The sequence below is a fragment of the Rhizobium sp. AN80A genome (assembly GCF_030053015.1).
In the GTDB taxonomy this organism is placed as follows: Bacteria; Pseudomonadota; Alphaproteobacteria; order Rhizobiales; family Rhizobiaceae; genus Rhizobium; species Rhizobium metallidurans.
Window position 1 is genome coordinate 1,314,667 of record NZ_JASJPX010000003.1, and the last position, 21,836, is coordinate 1,336,502.

Below are 21,836 nucleotides of genomic sequence, written 5' to 3' on the forward strand. Positions count from 1 at the left end.
CCGCGTACCCTGCTCATTCTCTTTCATCCGGACTATGACCGTCGGCTCCGGAATTCAACCGGATCTGCTGACCCTTCTCACCTGAGATGAAAAGGCGCTCGCGGGCTCAAGCTTGCGCTCTTACCGCCGGTGGGGAATTGCACCCCGCCCTGAGAATGATCCATGCGTAGTTCAAACAGGCGATCGCGGCAAGGCTCGCAAATGCGAAAAGGGTCCGGCTTTCGCCGAACCCTTCGAATACTTGAGCTGCCGGTCTCGTTGCCCGGCGGCCAAGCAAATCCAATCAGCCGTTGACGGCTTCCTTCAGGCCCTTGCCGGGCGTGAACTTCGGCACGTTGCGAGCCGGAATGTCGACTTCAGCGCCGGTCGACGGATTGCGGCCCTTGGTGGCTGCGCGATGGGAAACGGTGAAGCTACCGAAACCAGCGAGGCGAACGTCGCCCTTGCCCTTGAGCTCAGCCTGGACAACTTCGAAAACAGCGTCGACGGCCGAAGCGGCATCGGTCTTCGAGAGTCCTGCCTTTTCGGCAACTGCGGACACGAGTTCATTCTTGTTCATGTTTCCACCCCTTTCAAATGGTTCGAAACGACTCAAATCTATAGCCGGGCACGGAAGTTGGTGCATCAGGCCCGCCGCACCCCAAAGAGCCTGCAAATCAAGGAAAAGCAAGCGTCTCCGTACGGTTTTCACAAAAAAAGGCTGGCAAAAATGCCAGCCTTTTCAGGGTTTTTAAGCAATAGGGCACGAATGTGGCAAACAAGGCTCAATGAGCGATGGATGCGCCGGTCTCGTCGAGCCCTTCGACCGTTGCGATGACAGGCGTTTCCACCGTGCCATCCCACTCGATCGCCTCCGGTCTGCGGACCAGAGCATGCTTGATCACCTCGCCCATGCGGGACACAGGGATGATCTCCATATTGTTCTTCACATTGTCCGGAATCTCCGCCAGGTCCTTGGCGTTTTCTTCCGGGATCAGAACAGTCTTGATGCCACCGCGCAGCGCGGCGAGCAGCTTTTCCTTCAATCCGCCGATCGGCAGGACGCGACCACGAAGCGTGATCTCGCCGGTCATCGCCACGTCCTTACGAACAGGGATGCCGGTCATGATCGAGACGATCGCCGTTGCCATGCCGACGCCGGCCGATGGGCCGTCCTTCGGGGTCGCCCCTTCCGGCACGTGGACGTGGATATCCGACTTGTCGAAGCGCGGCGGCTCGATGCCGAAATCGACGGCACGCGAGCGAACGTAGGACGCCGCCGCAGAAATCGATTCCTTCATCACGTCCTTCAGGTTGCCGGTCACGGTCATGCGACCCTTGCCCGGCATCATGACGCCTTCGATCGTCAGCAGTTCACCACCAACCTCGGTCCAGGCCAGACCGGTGACGACACCGACCTGATCCTCGCCCTCGGCTTCGCCGTGACGGAAGCGCGGAACGCCCAGATAGTCCGAAATGTTCTCGGCGGTAACCGCGACCGATTTCGTCTTACCCTTGATGATCTCGGTGACCGCCTTGCGGGCGAGCTTCATCAGTTCACGCTCGAACGAACGGACACCGGCTTCGCGTGTGTACTGCTGGCTAATCGCCATCAGGGCATCGTCCGAAACCGAGAATTCGTTCGGCTGCAGAGCATGTTCCTTGATGGCCTTCGGCAGCAGGTGCCGCTTGGCGATCTCGCGCTTTTCGTCCTCGGTGTAGCCGGCGATACGGATGACTTCCATGCGGTCCATGAGAGGTGCCGGAATGTTCAGCGTATTCGCCGTCGTGATGAACATCACGTCGGACAGATCGTATTCGACCTCGAGGTAGTGGTCCATGAAGGTCGAGTTCTGTGCCGGATCGAGCACTTCGAGCAGAGCCGACGACGGATCGCCGCGGAAATCCTGGCCCATCTTGTCGATTTCATCGAGCAGGAAGAGCGGGTTTGACTTCTTCGCCTTCTTCATAGACTGGATGACCTTGCCGGGCATCGAGCCGATGTAGGTGCGGCGGTGACCGCGGATTTCAGCTTCGTCACGAACGCCACCGAGCGCCATGCGGACATACTCACGGCCGGTCGCCTTGGCGATCGACTGGGCGAGCGAGGTCTTGCCGACACCCGGAGGTCCGACGAGGCACAGGATCGGGCCCTTGATCTTGGTCGCGCGGGCCTGGACAGCCAGATACTCGACGATGCGCTCCTTGACCTTGTCGAGACCGAAGTGATCGGCTTCGAGGATCTTTTCGGCGTTGTTGAGATCCGTCTTGATCTTCGACTTCTTCGACCACGGAATACCGAGCAGCCAATCGAGATAGTTGCGCACGACGGTGGCTTCCGCCGACATCGGGCTCATCTGACGCAGCTTCTTCAGCTCGGCATCCGCCTTCTCGCGACCTTCCTTGGAGAGCTTGGTCTTGGAGATGCGCTCTTCCAGCTCGGCCATCTCGTCGCGGCCTTCCTCGCCGTCGCCGAGCTCCTTCTGGATCGCCTTCATCTGCTCATTCAGGTAGTATTCGCGCTGGGTCTTCTCCATCTGGCGCTTGACGCGCGAGCGGATGCGCTTCTCGACCTGAAGGACCGAGATCTCACCTTCCATGAAGCCGAGCGCCTTTTCGAGGCGTGCCTTGACGCTGGTGGTTTCCAGCATCTCCTGCTTCTCGGTGATCTTGATCGACAGGTGCGAGGCAACCGTATCGGCCAGCTTCGAATAATCGTCGATCTGGCTGGCGGCGCCAACAACTTCGGGCGAGATCTTCTTGTTGAGCTTCACGTAGCTCTCGAACTCGGACACGACCGAGCGGCTCAGCGCTTCCAGTTCGACCGGATCGTCGTGCGGCTCCTCGAGCACGTGACCGAGGGCTTCGTAGAAATCCTCGCGGTCGGTGTAGGCGTCGATTTCGGCGCGCGCGCGGCCTTCGACGAGAACCTTGACGGTTCCGTCGGGAAGCTTCAGCAGCTGCAGAACATTGGCGACGGTACCGACATTGTGGATGGCGGACGGTTCGGGATCATCGTCGCTGGCATTGATCTGCGTGACGAGCATGATCTGCTTGTCCGAGCCCATGACTTCCTCGAGCGCGCGGATCGATTTCTCGCGGCCTACGAAGAGAGGTACGATCATGTGCGGAAAGACCACGATGTCGCGCAGGGGCAATACTGGATAAGCGGTGCTCGCAACTGACGTTTTCTTCGTCATTTTATTTCCTTTCCATCGTCCCGTTGCCGGGCTCTTCTGGCGCGGCCGTTTGGGACCGGCCGCACTCTCACTTGGATTAACAAGTGGAGGTTCTGACTATGCTTTTCAAGCTGCCACATGGCCCGTGTCCGCTTGGACATGACAGCTATGCTACAACGGAACACCTCACTATGTCGCGCCTAGCTGGACCGGCGCTGACCATTTCCGAACCGGCTAAAATACAACGCCGAAACACACCAACGGAATCATTCCATAATTGCCAAGGGCGGATGAATTCGCAACGGCAACGAACGTGGTTTCGGGCTTCATCAGCAAGTTTTATCGGCATTTGCAGGTGCCGCGAACGGTTTTTCAAATAGAAAGGGGCCTGCCAACGGCAAGCCCCTTGAATTCACGCTTCGTATCGCGCTGATACTTAGGCCGAGGCGTTGGCCTTTTCTTCCTGGCGATCAGCGTAGATGTAGAGCGGACGCGAGGAGCCGCGGACGACTTCGTCGGAGATGACGACTTCGCGTACGCCTTCGAGCGTCGGCAGTTCGAACATCGTGTCGAGCAGGATCTTTTCCATGATCGAACGCAGGCCGCGGCGCCGGTCTTGCGGGTGATCGCCTTGCGGGCGATTTCGCGAAGGGCGTCCTCGTGGAAGGTCAGTTCGACATCTTCCATCTCGAACAGGCGCTGATACTGCTTGACGAGCGCGTTCTTCGGCTCCGACAGGATCTGGATCAGCGCGTCTTCATCGAGGTCCTCGAGCGTCGCCAGAACCGGCAGACGACCGATGAACTCGGGGATCAGGCCGAACTTGACGAGATCTTCCGGCTCCAGTTCACGCAGCACTTCGCCGACGCGACGGTCATCCGGAGCGGCAACGCTCGCGCCGAAGCCGATCGAGGTCTTTTCGCCACGGGCCGAGATGATCTTGTCGAGACCAGCAAAGGCGCCACCGCAGATGAACAGGATGTTCGTGGTGTCGACCTGCAGGAATTCCTGCTGCGGATGCTTGCGGCCACCCTGCGGGGGAACCGAGGCAACCGTGCCTTCCATGATCTTCAGAAGCGCCTGCTGCACACCTTCGCCCGACACGTCGCGGGTGATCGACGGGTTGTCGGACTTGCGCGAGATCTTGTCGACTTCGTCGATGTAGACGATGCCGCGCTGCGCGCGCTCGACGTTGTAGTCGGCGGCCTGCAGAAGCTTCAGAATGATGTTTTCGACGTCTTCACCGACATAGCCGGCTTCGGTCAGCGTCGTGGCATCGGCCATCGTGAAGGGAACGTCGATGATGCGGGCGAGCGTCTGGGCAAGATAGGTCTTGCCGCAACCGGTCGGGCCGACCAGCATGATGTTCGACTTCGCAAGCTCGATTTCGCCGTTCTTCGTGGCGTGCGCGAGACGCTTGTAATGGTTGTGCACGGCAACGGACAGGATCTTCTTCGCCTGGCGCTGGCCGATGACGTATTCGTCGAGGACCTTGATGATGTCCTGGGGCGTGGGAACGCCGTCACGGGACTTGACCATCGAGGACTTGTTTTCCTCGCGGATGATGTCCATGCACAATTCGACGCATTCATCGCAGATGAAAACTGTCGGTCCGGCAATCAGCTTCCGGACTTCGTGCTGGCTCTTTCCGCAGAAGGAGCAGTACAGGGTGTTCTTAGAGTCGCCGCCGTTGCTGCCGCTGACTTTGCTCATATCACTTTCCTTCCAGCACGCCGCATTTCAAGGTGAAAGTGCGGTCCACTCATTGGCCTGCCCCCACTTGGAGCTACAGCCGGCCAAGGCCGTCAAGGGTACGAACCGGGTCCAGACTAGGCCGTCATGGCCCCGGCGGCAACGAACTCCCCTTCGAAGCCAAATGCTATGTCATAAGAATTCAACATAGCATTAATACTTGAGATTGGTTCACCCGCCACTCGGTTTATTCCCTAGTTCGATCACAAATGAGATAGAACTGTGGCGGAGAAAACACCATCCCTAGTTCTGACTAGGCGTGTCACCTTCGATCTCGACACGAGACGTCAGGACCTTGTCGATCACGCCCCAGTCCTTGGCTTCCGCCGCATCCATGAAATGGTCACGGTCGAGCGTCTTTTCAACTTCCTCGTACGTCCGGCCCGTGTGCTTGACGTAGACTTCGTTGAGGCGGCGCTTCATTTTGAGAATGTCGCGCGCATGACGTTCGATGTCCGAGGCCTGGCCCGAGAAGCCGCCCGACGGCTGGTGAACCATGATGCGCGAGTTCGGCGTGGCGAAACGCATGTCCTTGTCACCGGCCGCCAGAAGCAGCGAGCCCATGGACGCGGCCTGGCCGATGCACAGCGTCGACACGGCAGGCTTGATGAACTGCATCGTATCGTAGATCGCCATGCCGGCGGTGACGACGCCACCCGGCGAATTGATGTAGAGCGCGATTTCCTTCTTGGGGTTTTCGGCCTCGAGGAAAAGCAGCTGGGCGCAGACGAGCGTCGCCATGTGATCCTCGACCGGACCCGTCAGGAAGATGATGCGTTCCTTGAGCAGGCGCGAATAAATGTCGTAGGAGCGTTCACCGCGATTGGTCTGTTCCACAACCATCGGCACGAGGGCCATAGCGGTATCGACTGGGTTTCTCATGTGCGTCCTTTGTCAACGTCTTTCCGGCCCGACGCCGGGAATCAAAGAAAATGCGTTATCCCTACATAGAACTTCCCTACCCTTCTCTTCAAGACGCGCCTTGGGATAACGTTAAGACGGCGGGAAACCATGCCTGTTTTGATGAGCCCTCTGTAGGGAGATTCTTCGAAACCGTCATTAACGGTTGGCGGCCATACTCCCGGCTCACAGCTTTTCTCTTCAGCAAGATGAAGAAATGCTGAATTCGCGCTCCACGGGGCGCCTTCATTTACCTCGTGGAAAGCCTATCGCCAGATAACGGAAGGCGCCTGCGGGCTACCGCTTTCCGATTAAGAAAGTCGCCAGCTTATTTAGCGAGGATGCGGTCATACAAGGGGTATTGCCGTGTTCAATGTTACGACAGGACTGGCCATTTGGTGCACCGAGGCTTTGACGCTCGCGCTGGTCGCGTTCATTGCCTGGCGCCACAATGTCCGAGACAAGACTTATTTCTACTGGGGCCTGGGTTTCATGCTCAGCGGCATCGGCTTCGGAATGGTGGCGTTGCGTGCCTACATTCCGAGCTATCTGTCGATCGAGACCGGCAATACGATAGCACTTTTCGGCCAGAGCGCCTGGGTGGCCGGATATCTGGCGCTCGACCGACGCAAGATCGAATGGTGGGTGCTGCTGCCGCCGGCCGTCTGGCTGGCCGGCGTGTTCCTGCCCTGGGTGCACGACGACTATCCGAACCGGGTCGCCCTCTACAATCTCGCTTCGGCAACCGGCGCGACAGCGCTGACAATGGCGGTGAGCTCGCCCGGCCTCAACAGGGAGTCGGCGCGCGCCAAGCTCGCGGTCATGTTCATTCTTCAGAGCTGCATCAGTTTCGTGGCCGCGGGCGCGATCGCGGTGTTGTCGCCCGACGATATGACAGCGGCCAATATCGCGGGGATCGCGGCGATGGGTACGGCGCTGATGTTGACACTCGCCTGTGCGCTGACGGTTCGCCTCATCATGGGGCGTTCGGAGCAGAAGCTGCGTCTCCTCAGCCTGACCGACACGCTGACAGGTGTTCTCAATCGCCGCGGACTGTTTTCGCAGTTCACGCGTATCCAGACAAAGGCATTCGACGAGAACCGGCAGGTGGCCGTTCTTCTGTTTGATCTCGACAATTTCAAGCGCATCAACGATCGCTTCGGTCACCAGAGCGGCGATGCCGTGCTGACGGTGTTTGCACGCACGGCGCAGCAGTTCACGCCAGCCGGCGTGTTCGGGCGCATGGGCGGCGAGGAGTTCGCGGCCTTCACGAGCGTTTCCGACCAGACCGAGGCGGAAGCGCTCGCCGAAACGATCCGCACCGAGTTCTGCCGCGTTCCCGTCAGCACCGGCGACGCCATCATTCCGGCCACCGTCAGCATCGGCGTAGCCCTCGCCTCGCCCATCGAGGCGAATATGGACAAGCTGGTATCGGCGGCCGACCGCGCGCTCTACGCCGCCAAGGCGGCTGGCCGCAACTGCACCGTCACCTTCGGCGAAGCCGAGGCGGCAGCGCCACCACCGCCGGAAGAAAAGCCGGATCACACCACGGGCGAGCTCGTTCCGACGCTCGACGACCAGATCCATGCGCTGCGTCGTGTAGGTTCACTCGGACGCTGACAATAGGTTGTGCTCTCTTCCCGAGATCGGGCAAATCCGCTAAGCCTCGGGCATGATTACATTGCCTTATATGTCCATTGACCCTGCCGCGCGCCGCGTTTCCATCGATGCGCGCAGCCCCTTGTTCTACAGCAATCCCAATGCCGCCTACGCGGCATTGCACTCCCATTGTCCCACATTTTACTGGGAAGAGCAGAAGCAGTGGTTCTTCACCGGTTATGACCATGTGAACGCGCTCCTGCGCGACCGCCGCTTCGGCCGGCAGATCCTGCATATCGCCAGCCGCGAGGATCTGGGGCTTCCCGAACCCGACCAGCACGTCGCCAACTTCGACCTCGCGGAACGCTACTCCCTGCTCGAGCTCGAGCCGCCGGAACACACGCGCCTGCGCACGCTCGTCAACCGCGCCTTCGTTTCGCGACACGTCGAGAAGATGAAGCCGGAGCTCGAAGAACTCGCCAACCGGCTCATCGACCAATTCGAGCACAAGGGCGAGGTCGAGTTGCTCTCGGCCTTCGCAGACATCATTCCGGTCACGATGATCGCGCGGATGATCGGCATTCCGGAGGAGATGGGGCCGCAGCTTCTGAAGTGGTCGCACGCCTATATCCGCATGTATCTGTTCGGCCGCACCCGCGCGGACGAGGATGGCGCGGAACAGGCGGCGACGGAATTCGCCGACTACGTCAAGACAGTGATCGCCGAACGCCGCGCCAATCCGCGCGACGACCTTTTGACGCACATGATCCACACCGAGCACAAGGGCCAGTTTCTGACCGAGGACGAGCTCGTCTCGACGACCATCGTGCTCCTCAATGCGGGGCACGAGGCGACGGTGCATCAGATCGGCAATTCGGTGCGGATGATCCTCGACAGCGGCTATGCGCCGGCGCAGCTGTTCAAGGATGAAGAGACGATGGAGCGGACCGTCGAGGAATCGCTGCGCATCTGTGCGCCTGTTCACATCTTCCAGCGCTGGGCGCTGGAGCCGGCCGAGATCGACGGCATATCGTTCAAGCGCGGCGACAAGGTGAGCCTGATCCTGGCCGCGCCAATCTCGATCCGCTGAAGTTCACCGATCCGCTGACCTTCCGGCCCGATCGTCGCGAGGCGCCCAACCTCTCCTTCGGCGCCGGCATTCACTTCTGCATCGGTGCGCCGCTGGCGCGGCTGGAGCTCAACATCGTCCTGCCGATCCTGTTCGAGCGCCTGCCCGGCCTGAAGCTCGCGAGGACACCCGAGGTCAAGGACGTCTATCACTTCCATGGGCTGGACAGGCTCGATCTCAACTGGCCCTCTCGGTGAGAAACGACCAAATAAAACGACCGCGCTCCCTTTCGGGAGCGCGGCCATCCGCCTTGGGAGGCACAGCTGCCTGTTAACGGCAGGCTGTTCTTTGGTTTGTTTGCCTTACTCGGCTGCCTGCAGCGTCGGAGCCGGCTGATCGAGCTCTTCCGGCAGCTGGCCTGCCATGGCGGCGGCGAGCTTTTCCTGGTCGAGCTCATTTTCCCAGCGGGCGACCACGATTGTGGCGACGGCGTTGCCGACCAGATTGGTCAGGGCGCGGCATTCCGACATGAAGCGATCGATACCGAGGATCAGCGCCATGCCGGCGACCGGGACAGAGGGGACGACCGACAGCGTCGCGGCGAGCGTGATGAAGCCCGCGCCGGTGATGCCGGCGGCACCCTTGGACGACAGCATCGCAACGAGGAGCAGCAGGACCTGGTCGGTCAGCGACAGCTGGATGCCGGTCGCCTGGGCGATGAAGAGCGCAGCCAGCGTCATGTAGATGTTGGTGCCGTCGAGATTGAACGAATAGCCGGTCGGGATGACCAGGCCGACGACCGAGCGCTTGCAGCCGGCGCGTTCCATCTTCTGCATCAGGTTCGGCAGGGCCGCTTCCGAGGAGGACGTGCCGAGAACCAGCAGCAGTTCTTCCTTGATGTAGCGGATCAGCGACAGGATCGAGAAGCCGTTATACTTCGCGACCGCGCCGAGCACCACCAGCACGAAGATGAGCGCGGTGATGTAGAACGTCAGGATCAGGAAAGCGAGGTTGGCGACCGAGCCGATGCCGTACTTGCCGATGGTGAAGGCCATGGCGCCGAAGGCACCGATCGGGGCAGCCTTCATCAGGATAGCAACGAGGCGGAAGATCGGTGCCGTGAGCGCGGTCAAGAAATCCGTGACCGGCTTGCCCTTCTCGCCGACCATACCGAGCGCGACGCCGAACAGGACCGAGAAGAACAGCACCTGAAGAATGTCGCCCTGGGCGAAAGCGCCGACGATCGTTTCCGGAATGATGTTCATCAAGAAGCCGGTGATCGTGGTTTCATGCGCCTTCGTGGCGTAGGTCGAGACCGCCTTGGCATCCAGCGTGGCCGGATCGATGTTCATGCCGGCGCCCGGCTGCAACAGGTTGCCGACGACGAGGCCGACGATGAGCGCCAGCGTCGAGAAGACGAGGAAGTAGATCATCGCCTTGCCGGCGACGCGGCCAACCTTCTTGAGATCCGACATGCCGGCAATGCCGGTAGCGACCGTGAGGAAGATGACCGGCGCGATGATCATCTTGACCAGGCGAATGAAGGCATCGCCGAGCGGCTTCAGGCTGGCGCCGAATTCGGGATAGAAATGGCCGATCAGCATGCCGGCGATGATGGCGACGACGACCTGGAAATAGAGATGCCGGTAGAACGGGATCTTGGTCCGCGGCTCGGCGGCTGGAATTGCAACACCCATAGTGTCCTCCATAAAGCCCCCAACCTGACCGGCCTCCCGGGGCAAACTGCGTTTCAATCAACAGCCTTCCGGCTATTCGCGGATACTTTGCAATGGCCGTGCCAGTTTCCGAACGCCGCAATATCGCCATGATTCAACACGCTTTTTTCTTCAGGCAAAACTTTGCGGGATCGGGATTGAGCGGACTATCGCACAATTCCATTTGACGAATGTGCGAAAATTCGCACACTATACCCCATGCCAGACACGAAGAGCATTGCGGGATTTGAGACCATCGACGACGTCGATCGCAGGACGCGGCGCGGCTGGATCCTGTTCGTCGCGCTATCGGCCGCCCTGCTTGCCGCCGCGCTGATCGGTGCTGCACTTTACGGACGCAGCTCGTCCATCAACGCGCTCGCGGCACAGAGCCAGACCGATGCCAGCCTGAAGGTGGCATTGCTGACGGCGGTTCTGGAGCGTCCTCGCGCGTTGCCGTTGCTCCTCGCCGAGGACCAGCAGGTCCTGAATGCCCTCGCGTCCACGAGCGCCAACGATATCGACATATTGAACCGCAAGCTCGAGCGGCTGGTGACGGGCACGCAGGCAGCCGTCCTCTACGTCATCGGCACGGATGGCCTTGCCATCGCTTCCAGCAACTGGCGCGAACCGATCAGCTTCGTCGGCAACGACTACACGTTCCGCGACTATTTCAAGCGGGCCATGCAGCAGGGAACGGCGGAGCATTTCGCGCTCGGCAGCGTCAGCAAGCGGCCGGGGCTCTACATTTCCCGCCGGGTCGGCAGCGCCGACGCGCCGCTTGGCGTCGTCGTGGTGAAGCTGGAATTCGACCAGCTCGAGACAGACTGGCGCGACACCCGTCGGCCGGTCTACGTGACGGACGAAAACGGTGTCGTGCTGATCACCAGCATCCCTGCCTGGCGCTTCATGACGGCCGTGCCGGTGGCGGAGCAGGAGATAGCCTCCATCCGCGAAAGCCTGCAGTTCGGCGACGCCCCGCTGACGCCACTGCCGGTCGTCAGGCCCGACGTCATCGACCCCCGCACATCGCTTGTTTCGGCAATCCTTCCGGGCAGAGGCGCGGCGGAATTCCTGCGCCTCTACGCTCCCGTTCCAACAACGCCCTGGCGGCTGGAGTATCTGGTGCCGACGGAAGCGGCGGTCGCCTCTTCCGTCCGCGAGATGCGATTGCTTTCGCTCGCCGTGCTGGTCCCCATCCTCGCGGTCGCGGCGTTCCTGCTCAGACGCCGGCAAAGCGCGGCCATGCGCATCGCCGTGGAGCTGTCGATGCGAGAGGAGCTCGAGCGGCGGGTCGTCGCGCGAACGGAGGATCTCAGCCGCGCGCGCGACCGTCTGCAGGCGGAGATCGCCGATCACAGGAACACCAGATCCAGGCTTCAGGTCGTGCAGCAGGAACTGGTCCAGGCGAACCGGCTGGCGATTCTCGGCCAGGTCGCGGCCGGCGTCGCGCATGAGATCAACCAGCCGGTCGCCACCATCCGCGCCTATGCCGATAATGCGCGCGTTTTCCTCGACCGCGAACAGGCCGAACCGGTGAAGGAGAACCTTGGTGCCATCGCGGCTCTGACCGAGCGGATCGGTTCGATCACCGAGGAGTTGAAGGCTTTCGCGCGCAAGGGGCGGACGGCACCGGAGCCGGTGGAACTGCGCGATGTGATCGAGGGCGCCGTCGTACTGCTCAAGAGCCGCTTCGCCGGACAATTGCAGGCGCTCAGCATCAAGCTGCCGCCGGCCGGATTGCAGGTTCTCGGCAATCGGGTTCGCCTGGAGCAGATCCTGATCAACCTGTTTCAGAACGCGCTGGAAGCGCTGGAAGGTCGTAGCGACGCCCGGGTGGAGATTTCCGCCGTCACGACGGACGACGACGTCGAGGTGATCGTGGCCGATAACGGCCCGGGAATACCCGCAGCCATCCTCGCCTCGCTGTTTACACCCTTCAACACCTCCAAGGAGAAGGGTCTCGGTCTCGGTCTGGTGATCTCGAAGGATATCGTCGCCGATTACGGCGGGCGCATCGAGGTCTCCAGCAGCGATCAGGGCACCAGCTTCATCGTGCATCTCGTGAGAGCAAAGCCATGACCGACGCCGCATCCATCTTCCTCGTCGACGACGACAAGGATCTTCTGCGTGCCACCAAGCAGACGCTCGAACTGGCGGGCTTCAGCGTTTCCGCCTTCTCGTCGGCTGTCGATGCGCTTGCGGCGCTGACACCGGATTTCCCAGGGATCATCGTTTCCGACATCCGCATGCCGCAGATCGACGGGCTGCAACTGTTCGACCGTGTGCAGCGGCAGGATGAGGATCTTCCCGTCATTCTGGTCACCGGTCACGGCGATATTCCGATGGCGGTGAAGGCGATCCAGCAGGGCGTCTATGATTTCATCAGCAAGCCCTTCCCCGCCGACCGGCTGGTGCAAAGCGTACGCCGAGCGGTGGAGAAGCGACGTCTGGTGCTGGAGAACCGGGCCTTGCGCAAGGCAAGCGAGCAGGTGCGCGACGACCTGCCGCTGATCGGCCAGACGCCGGCGATGGAGCGGCTGCGCCATACACTGCGACAGATCGCCGACACCGATGTCGATGTGCTGGTGACCGGCGAGACCGGGAGCGGCAAGGAGGTTGTCGCGAGCCTGCTGCACCAGTGGGGACGGCGTAATTCGGGGAATTTCGTGGCGCTCAACTGCGGCGCTCTGCCGGAGACGGTGATCGAAAGCGAGCTCTTCGGCCATGAGCCGGGCGCCTTTACCGGCGCGCAGAAGAAGCGTGTCGGGCGCATCGAACACGCCAGCGGCGGCACGCTGTTTCTCGACGAGATCGAGAGCATGGCGCCGTCGACGCAGGTGCAGATGCTGCGCGTGCTTGAAATGCGCGAGGTGACGCCGCTTGGGACCAACGAGGTGCGGCCGGTCGATCTGCGCGTCGTGGCGGCCGCCAAGGTCGATCTCGGCGATCCCCGGCAGCGCGGCGATTTCCGAGAGGATCTCTATTACCGGCTGAACGTGGTGACGATCTCGATCCCGCCGCTCAGGGAGCGTCGCGACGACATTCCGCTGCTCTTCGGCTATTTCGCAGAGCGAGCGGCGAAGCGCTTCAGGCGCGACATGCCGGTGGCGTCTTCCGCCGTGCACCGCCATTTGCAAAGCCACGACTGGCCCGGCAACGTCCGTGAACTCTCGCATTTCGCCGAGCGTTTCGTGCTTGGCGTCGAGCAGTTCGTCGGCGGCGCATCCGACCCGAAGCCCGCCGATCTCGGCGAGGGCCTGCCCCTGCCCGATCGGCTGGACCGCTACGAGGCGAGCATCATCCGGGACGTGCTCGACGCCAATGACGGCGATGTGCGCAGGACGATCGCGGAACTCGGCATCCCGCGAAAGACCTTCTACGACAAGCTGCAGCGCCACGGCATCGTGCGTGCCGACTACGCGCCGAGCGACGAACGCGGCTAGCCTGCGTTCACGACACCGTAGCGTGCGGCGGGCTTGTCACGCGAGAGGTTGGGCCCGAGCGCGAAACGCGCCGCGGTCGCCGTGTCGAGATCGCCGCGATCGGGCAAGGAGGGGATGGTGATCAGTTCGCCCTGATCGAAGCCTGAAAGGGCTGCATCCACCATGTCGTTCACGTCCATCACCATCGATGGCGGCAGATCATCGAACGAGCGGCCGACGCGCTCGAAGATTTCCGTGCGGGTCAGACCCGGCATGACCGCCTGAACCCTGACGCCCTTTTCCGCGACTTCGGAATGGATGGCCTGGGTGAGATTGAGGACGAAGGCCTTGGTGGCGCTGTATGTGCCGTTGAAACGCTCCGGAATATAGGCGACCACCGATGCGATGTTGACGATGGCACCCCTGCCCCGCCCGGCGAAAGCCTGCGCGGCGGCAATGGCCAGCCGGTTGGCGGCGACGACGTTCAACTCGATCATCGTCTCGAGATAATCGATGTCATCGTCCAGGAGCTTGCCCTTGGGCCCGATGCCGGCATTGTTGACGAGCAGGCTGATATCGGTGTCCTCGCGCAGGCGCTTTTCGACGTTCCTGACGTCGGCGCGATCGGTCAGGTCGGCCGGCAGGACGCTCACCTTCACGCCGGTCTCCTCGGTCAGACGATCGGCCAACGCCTGCAGGCGCGCGGCATCGCGGGCAACGAGAACGAGATCGTATCCGCGCTTGGCCAGGCGATCGGCATAGGTGGCGCCAATGCCGGACGAGGCGCCGGTGACGAGTGCGGTTCCGAGAGTAGACATTGCAGCATTCCTTCCTTGTTTGAACCGACCCTGTTTGATCAAGGGAGGGCGCTTAAATTTACTGGTATATACCACTATATTTAAGCGACGAATTGGCGTGCGCAAGAGCCTTGGAAAAAGATCTGACGTTTTTAGCGGTTGACGGATCGCCAGCAATCGGAAGACATCAGCGGTGGAGAACAAGCGATGGCAGAGAGCAGCGCCCCGGACGGGGCATGGAATTATTGCAGCAACAGCGCGCTCAAGCGCGCCTCACGGCAATTGGGCCAGCTTTATGAAGACGTGCTGGCGCCGAGCGGCCTGAAGATCACGCAGTACACGCTGCTGACGCAGATCAGGCTGGGCCGCGAAACGCCGCTGAAGACGCTCGCGGAGGCGATGGTGATGGATCTCTCCGCGCTCGGCCACACGCTGAAGCCGCTGCAGCGCGACGGGCTGGTCGAACTGGTGGCCGACAAGCACGACCGCCGCGTCAAGCGCGTGCGGCTTACCGACAGGGGCAATCAGTTATGGAGCGATACGAACGGCTTGTGGCGCGACGCACAGGCGCGCTTCGATGCGGCGTTCGGCAAAGAGGCCTCTGAAAATTTGCGGCGGACCATGGACCTCATCGCATCGCCGGGCTTTGCCGCGGCGTTTGCCGAGGCTCGAAAGCATCAGGACTAAAGGCCGCGCCACAAATATCACCGGATGGTGACAAGGCCATCAAAGTATGATGACGTAATCCTTGCGCGTCGTTTCAACGACTTCCCAGGTTCCCTTGAAGCCGGGTCTCAGGATCATCCGGTCGCCGGTGCGCAGGTGGACCGGCTCGCCACCGTCTTCGGTGACGATCGAGTGGCCTGACAGTACGTTGAAATACTCCCACTCATCATAGAGGATGCGCCACTTGCCCGGCGTGCCCTCCCATATGCCGGCATAGAGACCGCCATCGGCCTCCTCCAGATTCCATGTCCGGAATTGCGGATCGCCCGAGATCAGCCGACCCTCCGCCGGGGCGCCGACCTCAGGTTCGACGCCCGTGATATCGAGTTGGAGATGGTTTGCCATTGCGCTTCAAACCCTCGCCAACGACTGTTCGAGATCGGCGATGATGTCCTTGACGTCCTCGATACCAACCGACAGGCGCACGACATCCGGGCCGGCGCCGGCGGCGGTCTTTTGCTCGTCGGTCAGCTGGCGGTGGGTCGTCGAGGCCGGGTGGATGACCAGCGAGCGGGTGTCGCCGATGTTTGCGAGATGCGAGAAGAGCTGCAAGCCCTCGACCAGCGACTTGCCGGCCTCGTAGCCGCCCTTGACGCCGAAGGTGAAGACGGAGCCCGCCCCCTTTGGCGAATAACGTTGCTGCAGCGCGTGGTTCGGATCGTCCTCCAGGCCGGCATAGTTGACCCAGGCGATCTTGCTGTGCGCCTTCAGCCATTTGGCGACCGTCGCGGCGTTTTCGCTGTGGCGCTGCATGCGCAGCGGCAGCGTCTCGATGCCGGTCAGGATCAGGAAGGCGTTGAAGGGCGAGATGGCCGGGCCGAGATCGCGCAGACCGAGAACGCGGCAGGCGATGGCGAAGGCGAAGTTGCCGAAGGTCGAGTGCAGGACGACGCCATTATATTCCGGCCGTGGGCTCGAGAGCATGGGATAGTTGCCTGACTTCGACCAGTCGAAGGTGCCGCCATCGACGATGATGCCGCCCATGGAATTGCCGTGGCCGCCGAGGAACTTGGTCAGCGAATGCACGACGATATCGGCGCCGTGCTCGATCGGACGGATGAGATAGGGGCTGGCCATGGTGTTGTCGACGATCAGCGGCAGGCCGTGCCGGTGCGCGACATCGGCGATCGCCGCGATATCGACGAAGGTGCCGCCGGGATTGGCGAGGCTTTCGATGAAGATCGCCCGGGTGTTCTCGTCGATCTGGCTCTCGAAGCTCGCCGGATCGGCGGGATCACCCCAGCGCACCTGCCAGCCGAAATTATCGAAGGCATGGCCGAACTGGTTGATGGAGCCGCCATAGAGGCGCCTGGCGGCGACGAAGTTTTCGCCAGGGCGCAGCAGCGTGTGGAAGACGATCACCTGCGCTGCGTGGCCGGAAGCGACGGCGAGCGCGGCCGTGCCGCCCTCAAGTGCTGCGACACGCTCTTCGAGCACCGCCTGGGTGGGGTTCATGATGCGGGTGTAGATGTTGCCGAATTCCTGAAGCCCGAACAGTGCTGCGGCGTGATCGGCATCGTTGAAGACGTAGGCCGTCGTCTGGTAGATCGGCGTGGCACGGGCGCCGGTCGACGGATCGGGCTTTGCGCCCGCATGCACGGCCAACGTATTGAAACCCGGATCATTCGCGGTCATGAAGTGCTCCCGTTCTGATTTGACTTTGCTGCTTTGACTTCGCTGGGCGGAGCATAGCGAACGATCGCCAAAAGTTAATCGCCATCCGTTTCAACCGAGACGCGTTTGGCGAAAAATTTGCCCTTCTCAGCCGATGAGGCGGGGGTACTCGATCGCCGGGCAGCGGTCCATCACAACCTTGATGCCGGCCGCCTCGGCCTTGGCGGCCGCGGCATCGTCTCGAACGCCGAGCTGCGCCCAGATCACCTTCGGTCGCGGGTTCATCGCCAGCGCCTCATCCACCACCTCCGACAGATAATTGGAAGCGCGGAAGACGTCGACCATGTCGACCGGCACGGGCACATCAGCGAGACGGCCGAAGACCTCCTGCCCCTGGATGCGCTTGCCGACCTGGCCGGGATTGACCGGCACGACCTCATAGCCGCGCGACAGGAGATAGCCCATGACGCCATTGCTCGGCCTGGCGGGATTGGGCGACGCGCCGGTGAGCGCTATCGTCTTCACCGAGCGCAGGATATCGAGGATGTAGTCGTCGCTATAGTGATCGTGATCCATCTGGCCTTGTCTCCAACTGAATGACACCGGGGGGTGTCTGTTATATATAATAGGTGCGCCTGATGCCGAAGGAGGAGATCGCCGTGAGAAAAGTGCTTGTGTTCATCGCCGCGCTCATTGCCGCGACGCCGGCTCTGGCGATATCGCGCTACAATTCGCAGACGATCAGCTGCGATCGGGCGCGCGCCGCCATCCATAACGAGGGAGCGGTCATCTTGCGCTACCCCTCCACCCGCGTTCGGGGCATGACGCTCTACGACCGATATGTGCGCAACAGCCGGATGTGCGACGCCAACGAATACGCCGAATGGACCACTATTCCGACGAAAGACAACCCGAAATGCCGGGTTCTGAATTGCCAGAATATCGACAACCTGGACGGGACATTCATCATTCCGGATTACTCGCTCTGAGACCCGCCACAGCGGTTGAGCGAGTGCCCAGCGGACGGGCATAAAACCCACCAATTTTAAGTGACGCGCCGCGCCGACGTGCGGCTTTCTGTGATCTATTTGCATCACCCATCCGGGTTAACGTGCAAATCCCCATCGATGTTCACTGTATATACTGTTTATGTCCCCATTCGTTCACGTTCATTTTAGAAACACCTCATAGTTGAATGAGCAAAAACGGTTTGAAACTTCTGGCGTACGTGTCTCAGGAAGCGGCAGGCGATATGATCGTCCGGCGGTTGCATAATCGATTAAGCAGAGAGGACGCCGCATACCTCCGCCACCATGGTCGCTGTTGCATTTTCCTGATGACGGCGTAACAAGATTTATTCCGTCCTCTCGCCACACCATCAGGTAGTTGTTTTGTCCTTCACCGTCATCCTGCTGGTCCTGTTCGGCGCGCTTCTTCACGCCACCTGGAACGCCTTGATCAAGGCCGGGACGGACAAGGCGCTCGATGCCAGCCTGATTTCGGCGGGCGGAGCGATCGCGGCCCTGCCGTTCCTGCCGCTGTTGCCGTTTCCGAATACCGATGCCCTGCCCTATATTGGCGCATCGGCGATCTTGCAGTTCGCCTATTTCCAGCTGGTCGCGGGCGCCTATCGCGCCGGCGACATCGGGCTCGTCTATCCGCTAATGCGTGGTTGCGCTCCGCTTCTGGTGGCGGCAACGAGCGGGTTCGTGCTCGGCGAGAGCCTGTCCGGGGGCGCGCTGATCGGCACGATCACCATCTGCGCCGGCATCCTGACGCTCGCCTTCGAGGCCAAGCGCGGCAGCGGCCACGCCATTCGTCTGGCGCTCGCCAACGCCGTGGTCATCGCCACCTACACCTATGTCGACGGCATCGGCGCGCGGATATCGGGCAATGCCATATCCTATACGCTGTGGATGTCGCTGTTGCCGCCGGTGCTGCTCATCAGCTGGGCGATCTCGCGGCGCGGCGCCTATGCGGTGGCCATGCATGTGAAAGTCAACTGGTGGCGCGGATTGATCGGCGGCGCCGGATCGATCGCATCCTACGGCCTGGCGCTCTGGGCAATGACCAAGGCGCCCGTCGCCACCGTCGCCGCGCTGCGCGAGACGTCGATCCTGTTCGCGCTCATCATCTCCGTCGTGTTCCTGAAGGAGAAAGCCAGCCCCTGGCGCTATCTCGCCGGCGCGATCATCGCGCTCGGCGGGCTGCTGCTGAAGCTGGCGTGAGCTCCCCGGGTTCAGTCCCGCGTCCAGTCCGGCATCCTGTTTTCGAGGAAAGCGCCGATCCCTTCTTCCGCATCCTCGGTCATCATGCTGTCGACCATGACTTCGGCGGCATAGCCGTAAGCTTCCTCGACCGGCATTTCGACCTGGCGATAGAAGGCTTCCTTGCCGACCTGGAGCGCCATCGGCGATTTGCTTGCAATCACCGATGCGTATTTGGTGACGACCTGCTGCAGATATTGTTTCGGCACGATGCGGTTGACCAGGCCGAAATCCTTGGCGGTCGAGGCGTCGATCGTCTCGCCCGTCAGCAGCATCTCCATCGCCTGCTTGCGATGCGCGGACCGCGTCAGCGCCACCATCGGCGTCGCGCAGAAGAGCCCGATATTGACGCCCGGCGTGCAGAAGGTCGCGGTATCGGTGCAGATCGCCAGATCGCAGGAAGCAACAAGCTGGCACCCGGCGGCGGTTGCAAGGCCGTCGATCTCGGCGATGACGGGCTTCGGCAGCTTTGTGATCTCAAGCATCAGGTCGGCCGCGAGCGCGAAGGTTTCCTCGAAGAAGGCCTCGCCATCATCGGCATCGGCGCGATGCTCGGTCAACTCCTTGAGATCATGGCCGGCCGAGAAGACATCGCCTGATGATGCGATGATCACCACACGCACGCCGTCGTCCTCGGCCGCATTCTGCAGTTCGCCCATCAGCGTCTCCATCATCGCGAGCGACAGGTGATTGGCAGGAGGATTGTTCAGCGTCAGCCGCAGGATGCCATCGGAAAGCTGGCGCAGCACGAGCGAAGCGCTGGCATTGCTGGCATCGGTGCGGAACGATAGAACTTCGGCCATGATGAAACTCCCTGCATGTCGATTTCGTGCTATCAGTCCTGCCACAAAAGGCCAGTCATTTCGAGGAGAAGCGATGCCGTCGGCGCCAAAGCGCTAGTGTCGCGATGCCGAAAGTTGAGGTATCAAAATACCACACACCTAACTCATTGATTTCATTTGCTTGTTTTTACAGCCACGGCCCGCAGCAATATTGACGCTGTCCACCTCAACCTCTATACACACCGCCAGAACGCAGCCTTTCCCGGCTGCTTTCTTTTTGGTGCGCCCCAGGGCTCCCAAATCAAGCAACAAGAAACGCCCTTTCGCCTTCGGGCCAAGGGATCAAAAGAGAGTAACTACTATGGCAACCTTCTCCCAGAAGCCTGCAGAGGTAGAGAAGAAGTGGGTCATCATCGACGCCGAAGGGCTTGTCGTTGGTCGTCTCGCTTCCGTTATCGCCATGCGTCTGCGCGGCAAGCACAAGGCTACCTTCACTCCTCACGTTGACGACGGCGACAATGTCATCGTCATCAATGCCGACAAGGTCGTATTCACCGGCAAGAAGTATTCCGACAAGGTCTACTACTGGCACACCGGTTTCGCCGGCGGCATCAAGGAGCGTACCGCTCGCCAGATCATGGAAGGCCGCTTCCCGGAGCGCGTTCTTGAAAAGGCAGTCGAGCGCATGGTTCCGCGTGGCCCGCTCGGTCGTCGCCAGATGAAGAACCTGCGCGTATACGCTGGTTCCAACCATCCTCATGAAGCTCAGCAGCCTGTCGCTCTCGACGTGGCCTCGCTGAACAAGAAGAACGTAAGGAGCGCCTAAGAATGGCTGACCTCTCCTCCCTGAAGGATCTCGGCACGGCTACCGAAGCTTCGGCTCCGGCACACGTCCGTAAGGTCGATTCGCTTGGCCGCTCCTACGCGACCGGCAAGCGCAAGAACGCTGTTGCTCGTGTATGGGTCAAGCCGGGCTCCGGCAAGATCGTCATCAACGGCAAGGAATTCACGGAATACTTCGCACGTCCGGTTCTGCAGATGATTCTGCGTCAGCCGATCGTCGCTGCTGCCCGTGACGGCCAGTTCGACATCATCGCAACGGTTGCCGGCGGCGGTCTTTCCGGCCAGGCTGGTGCCGTTCGTCACGGCGTCTCCAAGGCACTCACCTACTTCGAACCGGGCCTGCGCTCGGTCCTGAAGAAGGGTGGCTTCCTGACCCGCGACAGCCGCGTCGTCGAGCGTAAGAAGTACGGTAAGGCCAAGGCCCGCCGTTCGTTCCAGTTCTCCAAGCGTTAATCGCTTCGGACTTCGGAATGTGGAAAGGTCGGGTGCAAACCCGGCCTTTTTTCGTTTAGGGCATGCGCTTTGACAATCCGTTACCGTGAATTATAATTCACACATGATAGAAGTACGCCAAACGCCTTTATTCGCCAGGTGGCTTGGCGACCTCCGGGATGGCAGAGCCCGCCTGCGTATCGCTGCGCGCATTCGCAGGATGGAACTCGGAAATCCAGGTGATGTGAAATCGGTTGGCGAAGGTGTGAGCGAGATGCGCATTTCCTACGGACCGGGCTATCGCATTTATTTTATCCGCGCTGCGGACACGATCACCATCCTGCTTTGCGGCGGAGATAAGTCCTCACAAAGCCGCGATATCGCTCTGGCAAAGCAGATGGCGAAGGAGATTTGAACATGCCTCTCGAAACCACACGCTTCGACATTCAGGATCACCTGAAAACACCTGAAGACCGACTTCTTTATCTTGAGGCGGCATTCGACGATGGCGATCCTGCCCTTATCGCGCATGCGCTAGGCGATGTCGCCCGGACAGTCGGCATGACCTCCATTGCCAAGGACGCAGGCGTCACGCGGGAAGCACTTTACAAGGCGCTCAGCGAAACGGGCGACCCGCGGCTGTCTACCTTCTTCGGTGTCATCAAGGCGCTTGGGCTGAAGATTTCGATAGAGGCGGACCAAGACGCCGCTTGAATTCCGTCAGAGGCCCTAGATCAGGCCTCTCTCTTTCACCGAG

The 21,836-nt window shown here is 61.1% G+C and carries 19 protein-coding genes, 2 pseudogenes and 1 riboswitch; of the genes and pseudogenes, 11 read left to right on the forward strand and 10 right to left on the reverse strand.

The window, feature by feature from the left end:
- Positions 1 to 11 precede the first annotated feature (11 nt).
- A riboswitch (FMN riboswitch) is annotated at positions 12 to 161 on the reverse strand.
- A 122-nt stretch (positions 162 to 283) separates the two neighbouring features.
- The 4 genes and pseudogenes from hupB to clpP all read right to left on the reverse strand — a co-directional run bounded on the left by hupB (position 284) and on the right by clpP (position 5,792).
- The gene (gene hupB, locus P3R82_RS18040; RefSeq protein ID WP_018900220.1) at positions 284 to 559 is read right to left on the reverse strand and encodes a DNA-binding protein HupB; all 276 of its coding nucleotides are present in this window, start codon (positions 557 to 559) and stop codon (positions 284 to 286) included.
- A gap of 205 nt (positions 560 to 764) precedes the next feature.
- Complete coding sequence (lon, locus tag P3R82_RS18045; RefSeq protein ID WP_183899677.1) at positions 765 to 3,179, reverse strand: endopeptidase La; 2,415 nt, start codon at positions 3,177 to 3,179, stop codon at positions 765 to 767.
- Positions 3,180 to 3,594: 415 nt separating this feature from the next.
- A pseudogene (clpX, locus tag P3R82_RS18050) lies at positions 3,595 to 4,871 on the reverse strand (ATP-dependent Clp protease ATP-binding subunit ClpX).
- A gap of 282 nt (positions 4,872 to 5,153) precedes the next feature.
- On the reverse strand, positions 5,154 to 5,792 hold the full coding sequence (gene clpP / locus P3R82_RS18055) for an ATP-dependent Clp endopeptidase proteolytic subunit ClpP (RefSeq protein WP_112425431.1): 639 nt from the start codon (positions 5,790 to 5,792) through the stop codon (positions 5,154 to 5,156).
- A gap of 384 nt (positions 5,793 to 6,176) precedes the next feature.
- On the opposite strand from clpP, the gene P3R82_RS18060 reads away from it, so the two are divergent.
- Together P3R82_RS18060 and P3R82_RS18065 are read left to right on the forward strand one after the other, a co-directional pair.
- Positions 6,177 to 7,430, forward strand: a complete 1,254-nt coding sequence (locus tag P3R82_RS18060; protein WP_283194804.1) for a GGDEF domain-containing protein — start codon at positions 6,177 to 6,179, stop codon at positions 7,428 to 7,430.
- 52 nt (positions 7,431 to 7,482) lie between these two features.
- Positions 7,483 to 8,735: pseudogene (locus P3R82_RS18065) on the forward strand (cytochrome P450).
- Between the two features lie 105 nt (positions 8,736 to 8,840).
- Here P3R82_RS18065 and P3R82_RS18070 read toward each other — a convergent pair.
- Positions 8,841 to 10,175, reverse strand: a complete 1,335-nt coding sequence (locus tag P3R82_RS18070; protein ID WP_183899674.1) for a dicarboxylate/amino acid:cation symporter — start codon at positions 10,173 to 10,175, stop codon at positions 8,841 to 8,843.
- A 237-nt stretch (positions 10,176 to 10,412) separates the two neighbouring features.
- Between P3R82_RS18070 and P3R82_RS18075 the strand changes: the two genes are divergently transcribed.
- Together P3R82_RS18075 and P3R82_RS18080 are read left to right on the forward strand one after the other, a co-directional pair.
- Positions 10,413 to 12,275 carry an ATP-binding protein gene (locus tag P3R82_RS18075; RefSeq protein WP_283194805.1) on the forward strand — a complete coding sequence of 621 codons (1,863 nt, stop codon included), beginning with the start codon at positions 10,413 to 10,415 and terminating at the stop codon, positions 12,273 to 12,275.
- Positions 12,272 to 13,639: a sigma-54 dependent transcriptional regulator gene (locus P3R82_RS18080; protein ID WP_283194806.1), complete on the forward strand. Its 1,368-nt coding sequence runs from the start codon at positions 12,272 to 12,274 to the stop codon at positions 13,637 to 13,639. Before P3R82_RS18075 ends, P3R82_RS18080 begins: the two co-directional genes overlap by 4 nt.
- Here the strand turns inward: P3R82_RS18080 and P3R82_RS18085 are convergent.
- A complete protein-coding gene (locus P3R82_RS18085) occupies positions 13,636 to 14,436 on the reverse strand; it encodes an SDR family oxidoreductase (RefSeq protein WP_283194807.1) in 801 nt (266 codons plus the stop codon). The genes P3R82_RS18080 and P3R82_RS18085 overlap by 4 nt on opposite strands.
- A 186-nt stretch (positions 14,437 to 14,622) precedes the next feature.
- Between P3R82_RS18085 and P3R82_RS18090 the strand changes: the two genes are divergently transcribed.
- On the forward strand, positions 14,623 to 15,102 hold the full coding sequence (locus P3R82_RS18090; protein ID WP_283194808.1) for a MarR family winged helix-turn-helix transcriptional regulator: 480 nt from the start codon (positions 14,623 to 14,625) through the stop codon (positions 15,100 to 15,102).
- 39 nt (positions 15,103 to 15,141) lie between these two features.
- Here the strand turns inward: P3R82_RS18090 and P3R82_RS18095 are convergent, their stop codons facing one another.
- From P3R82_RS18095 to P3R82_RS18105, 3 genes are all read right to left on the reverse strand, one after another.
- On the reverse strand, positions 15,142 to 15,486 hold the full coding sequence (locus tag P3R82_RS18095) for a cupin domain-containing protein (protein WP_283194809.1): 345 nt from the start codon (positions 15,484 to 15,486) through the stop codon (positions 15,142 to 15,144).
- Between the two features lie 6 nt (positions 15,487 to 15,492).
- On the reverse strand, positions 15,493 to 16,776 hold the full coding sequence (locus tag P3R82_RS18100) for an O-acetylhomoserine aminocarboxypropyltransferase (RefSeq protein WP_283194810.1): 1,284 nt from the start codon (positions 16,774 to 16,776) through the stop codon (positions 15,493 to 15,495).
- Between the two features lie 126 nt (positions 16,777 to 16,902).
- On the reverse strand, positions 16,903 to 17,331 hold the full coding sequence (locus P3R82_RS18105; protein ID WP_283194811.1) for a CoA-binding protein: 429 nt from the start codon (positions 17,329 to 17,331) through the stop codon (positions 16,903 to 16,905).
- An 83-nt stretch (positions 17,332 to 17,414) separates the two neighbouring features.
- Here P3R82_RS18105 and P3R82_RS18110 point away from each other — a divergent pair, with 83 nt between their 5' ends.
- Both P3R82_RS18110 and P3R82_RS18115 read left to right on the forward strand, forming a co-directional pair.
- On the forward strand, positions 17,415 to 17,744 hold the full coding sequence (locus P3R82_RS18110) for a hypothetical protein (protein ID WP_283194812.1): 330 nt from the start codon (positions 17,415 to 17,417) through the stop codon (positions 17,742 to 17,744).
- Positions 17,745 to 18,146: 402 nt separating this feature from the next.
- Complete coding sequence (locus P3R82_RS18115) at positions 18,147 to 18,983, forward strand: DMT family transporter (protein ID WP_283194813.1); 837 nt, start codon at positions 18,147 to 18,149, stop codon at positions 18,981 to 18,983.
- Positions 18,984 to 18,994: 11 nt separating this feature from the next.
- Here P3R82_RS18115 and P3R82_RS18120 read toward each other — a convergent pair whose 3' ends face one another.
- Positions 18,995 to 19,825, reverse strand: coding sequence for an enoyl-CoA hydratase (locus P3R82_RS18120; protein ID WP_283194814.1), 831 nt, complete (start codon positions 19,823 to 19,825; stop codon positions 18,995 to 18,997).
- A gap of 340 nt (positions 19,826 to 20,165) precedes the next feature.
- Here P3R82_RS18120 and rplM point away from each other — a divergent pair, with 340 nt between their 5' ends.
- The 4 genes from rplM to P3R82_RS18140 all read left to right on the forward strand — a co-directional run bounded on the left by rplM (position 20,166) and on the right by P3R82_RS18140 (position 21,793).
- Positions 20,166 to 20,630 (forward strand): 50S ribosomal protein L13, encoded by a 465-nt coding sequence (rplM, locus tag P3R82_RS18125; RefSeq protein ID WP_018900238.1) that lies wholly within the window; start codon positions 20,166 to 20,168, stop codon positions 20,628 to 20,630.
- Positions 20,631 to 20,632: 2 nt separating this feature from the next.
- Positions 20,633 to 21,100, forward strand: coding sequence for a 30S ribosomal protein S9 (gene rpsI, locus P3R82_RS18130; protein ID WP_037177440.1), 468 nt, complete (start codon positions 20,633 to 20,635; stop codon positions 21,098 to 21,100).
- A gap of 103 nt (positions 21,101 to 21,203) precedes the next feature.
- Positions 21,204 to 21,494 carry a type II toxin-antitoxin system RelE/ParE family toxin gene (locus P3R82_RS18135; protein ID WP_283194815.1) on the forward strand — a complete coding sequence of 97 codons (291 nt, stop codon included), beginning with the start codon at positions 21,204 to 21,206 and terminating at the stop codon, positions 21,492 to 21,494.
- 2 nt (positions 21,495 to 21,496) lie between these two features.
- The gene (locus tag P3R82_RS18140) at positions 21,497 to 21,793 is read left to right on the forward strand and encodes an addiction module antidote protein (RefSeq protein WP_112979489.1); all 297 of its coding nucleotides are present in this window, start codon (positions 21,497 to 21,499) and stop codon (positions 21,791 to 21,793) included.
- Positions 21,794 to 21,836 lie beyond the last annotated feature (43 nt).

Excerpts from the sequence above, each read along its gene's own strand:
- hupB (WP_018900220.1), bottom strand. The coding sequence starts at position 559 with ATGAACAAGAATGAACTCGTGTCCGCAGTTGCCGAAAAGGCAGGACTC.
- lon (WP_183899677.1), bottom strand. The coding sequence starts at position 3,179 with ATGACGAAGAAAACGTCAGTTGCGAGCACCGCTTATCCAGTATTGCCC.
- clpP (WP_112425431.1), bottom strand. The coding sequence starts at position 5,792 with ATGAGAAACCCAGTCGATACCGCTATGGCCCTCGTGCCGATGGTTGTG.
- P3R82_RS18070 (WP_183899674.1), bottom strand. The coding sequence starts at position 10,175 with ATGGGTGTTGCAATTCCAGCCGCCGAGCCGCGGACCAAGATCCCGTTC.
- P3R82_RS18075 (WP_283194805.1), top strand. The coding sequence starts at position 10,413 with ATGCCAGACACGAAGAGCATTGCGGGATTTGAGACCATCGACGACGTC.
- P3R82_RS18080 (WP_283194806.1), top strand. The coding sequence starts at position 12,272 with ATGACCGACGCCGCATCCATCTTCCTCGTCGACGACGACAAGGATCTT.
- P3R82_RS18085 (WP_283194807.1), bottom strand. The coding sequence starts at position 14,436 with ATGTCTACTCTCGGAACCGCACTCGTCACCGGCGCCTCGTCCGGCATT.
- P3R82_RS18090 (WP_283194808.1), top strand. The coding sequence starts at position 14,623 with ATGGCAGAGAGCAGCGCCCCGGACGGGGCATGGAATTATTGCAGCAAC.
- P3R82_RS18095 (WP_283194809.1), bottom strand. The coding sequence starts at position 15,486 with ATGGCAAACCATCTCCAACTCGATATCACGGGCGTCGAACCTGAGGTC.
- P3R82_RS18100 (WP_283194810.1), bottom strand. The coding sequence starts at position 16,776 with ATGACCGCGAATGATCCGGGTTTCAATACGTTGGCCGTGCATGCGGGC.
- P3R82_RS18105 (WP_283194811.1), bottom strand. The coding sequence starts at position 17,331 with ATGGATCACGATCACTATAGCGACGACTACATCCTCGATATCCTGCGC.
- P3R82_RS18120 (WP_283194814.1), bottom strand. The coding sequence starts at position 19,825 with ATGGCCGAAGTTCTATCGTTCCGCACCGATGCCAGCAATGCCAGCGCT.
- rplM (WP_018900238.1), top strand. The coding sequence starts at position 20,166 with ATGGCAACCTTCTCCCAGAAGCCTGCAGAGGTAGAGAAGAAGTGGGTC.
- rpsI (WP_037177440.1), top strand. The coding sequence starts at position 20,633 with ATGGCTGACCTCTCCTCCCTGAAGGATCTCGGCACGGCTACCGAAGCT.
- P3R82_RS18135 (WP_283194815.1), top strand. The coding sequence starts at position 21,204 with ATGATAGAAGTACGCCAAACGCCTTTATTCGCCAGGTGGCTTGGCGAC.
- P3R82_RS18140 (WP_112979489.1), top strand. The coding sequence starts at position 21,497 with ATGCCTCTCGAAACCACACGCTTCGACATTCAGGATCACCTGAAAACA.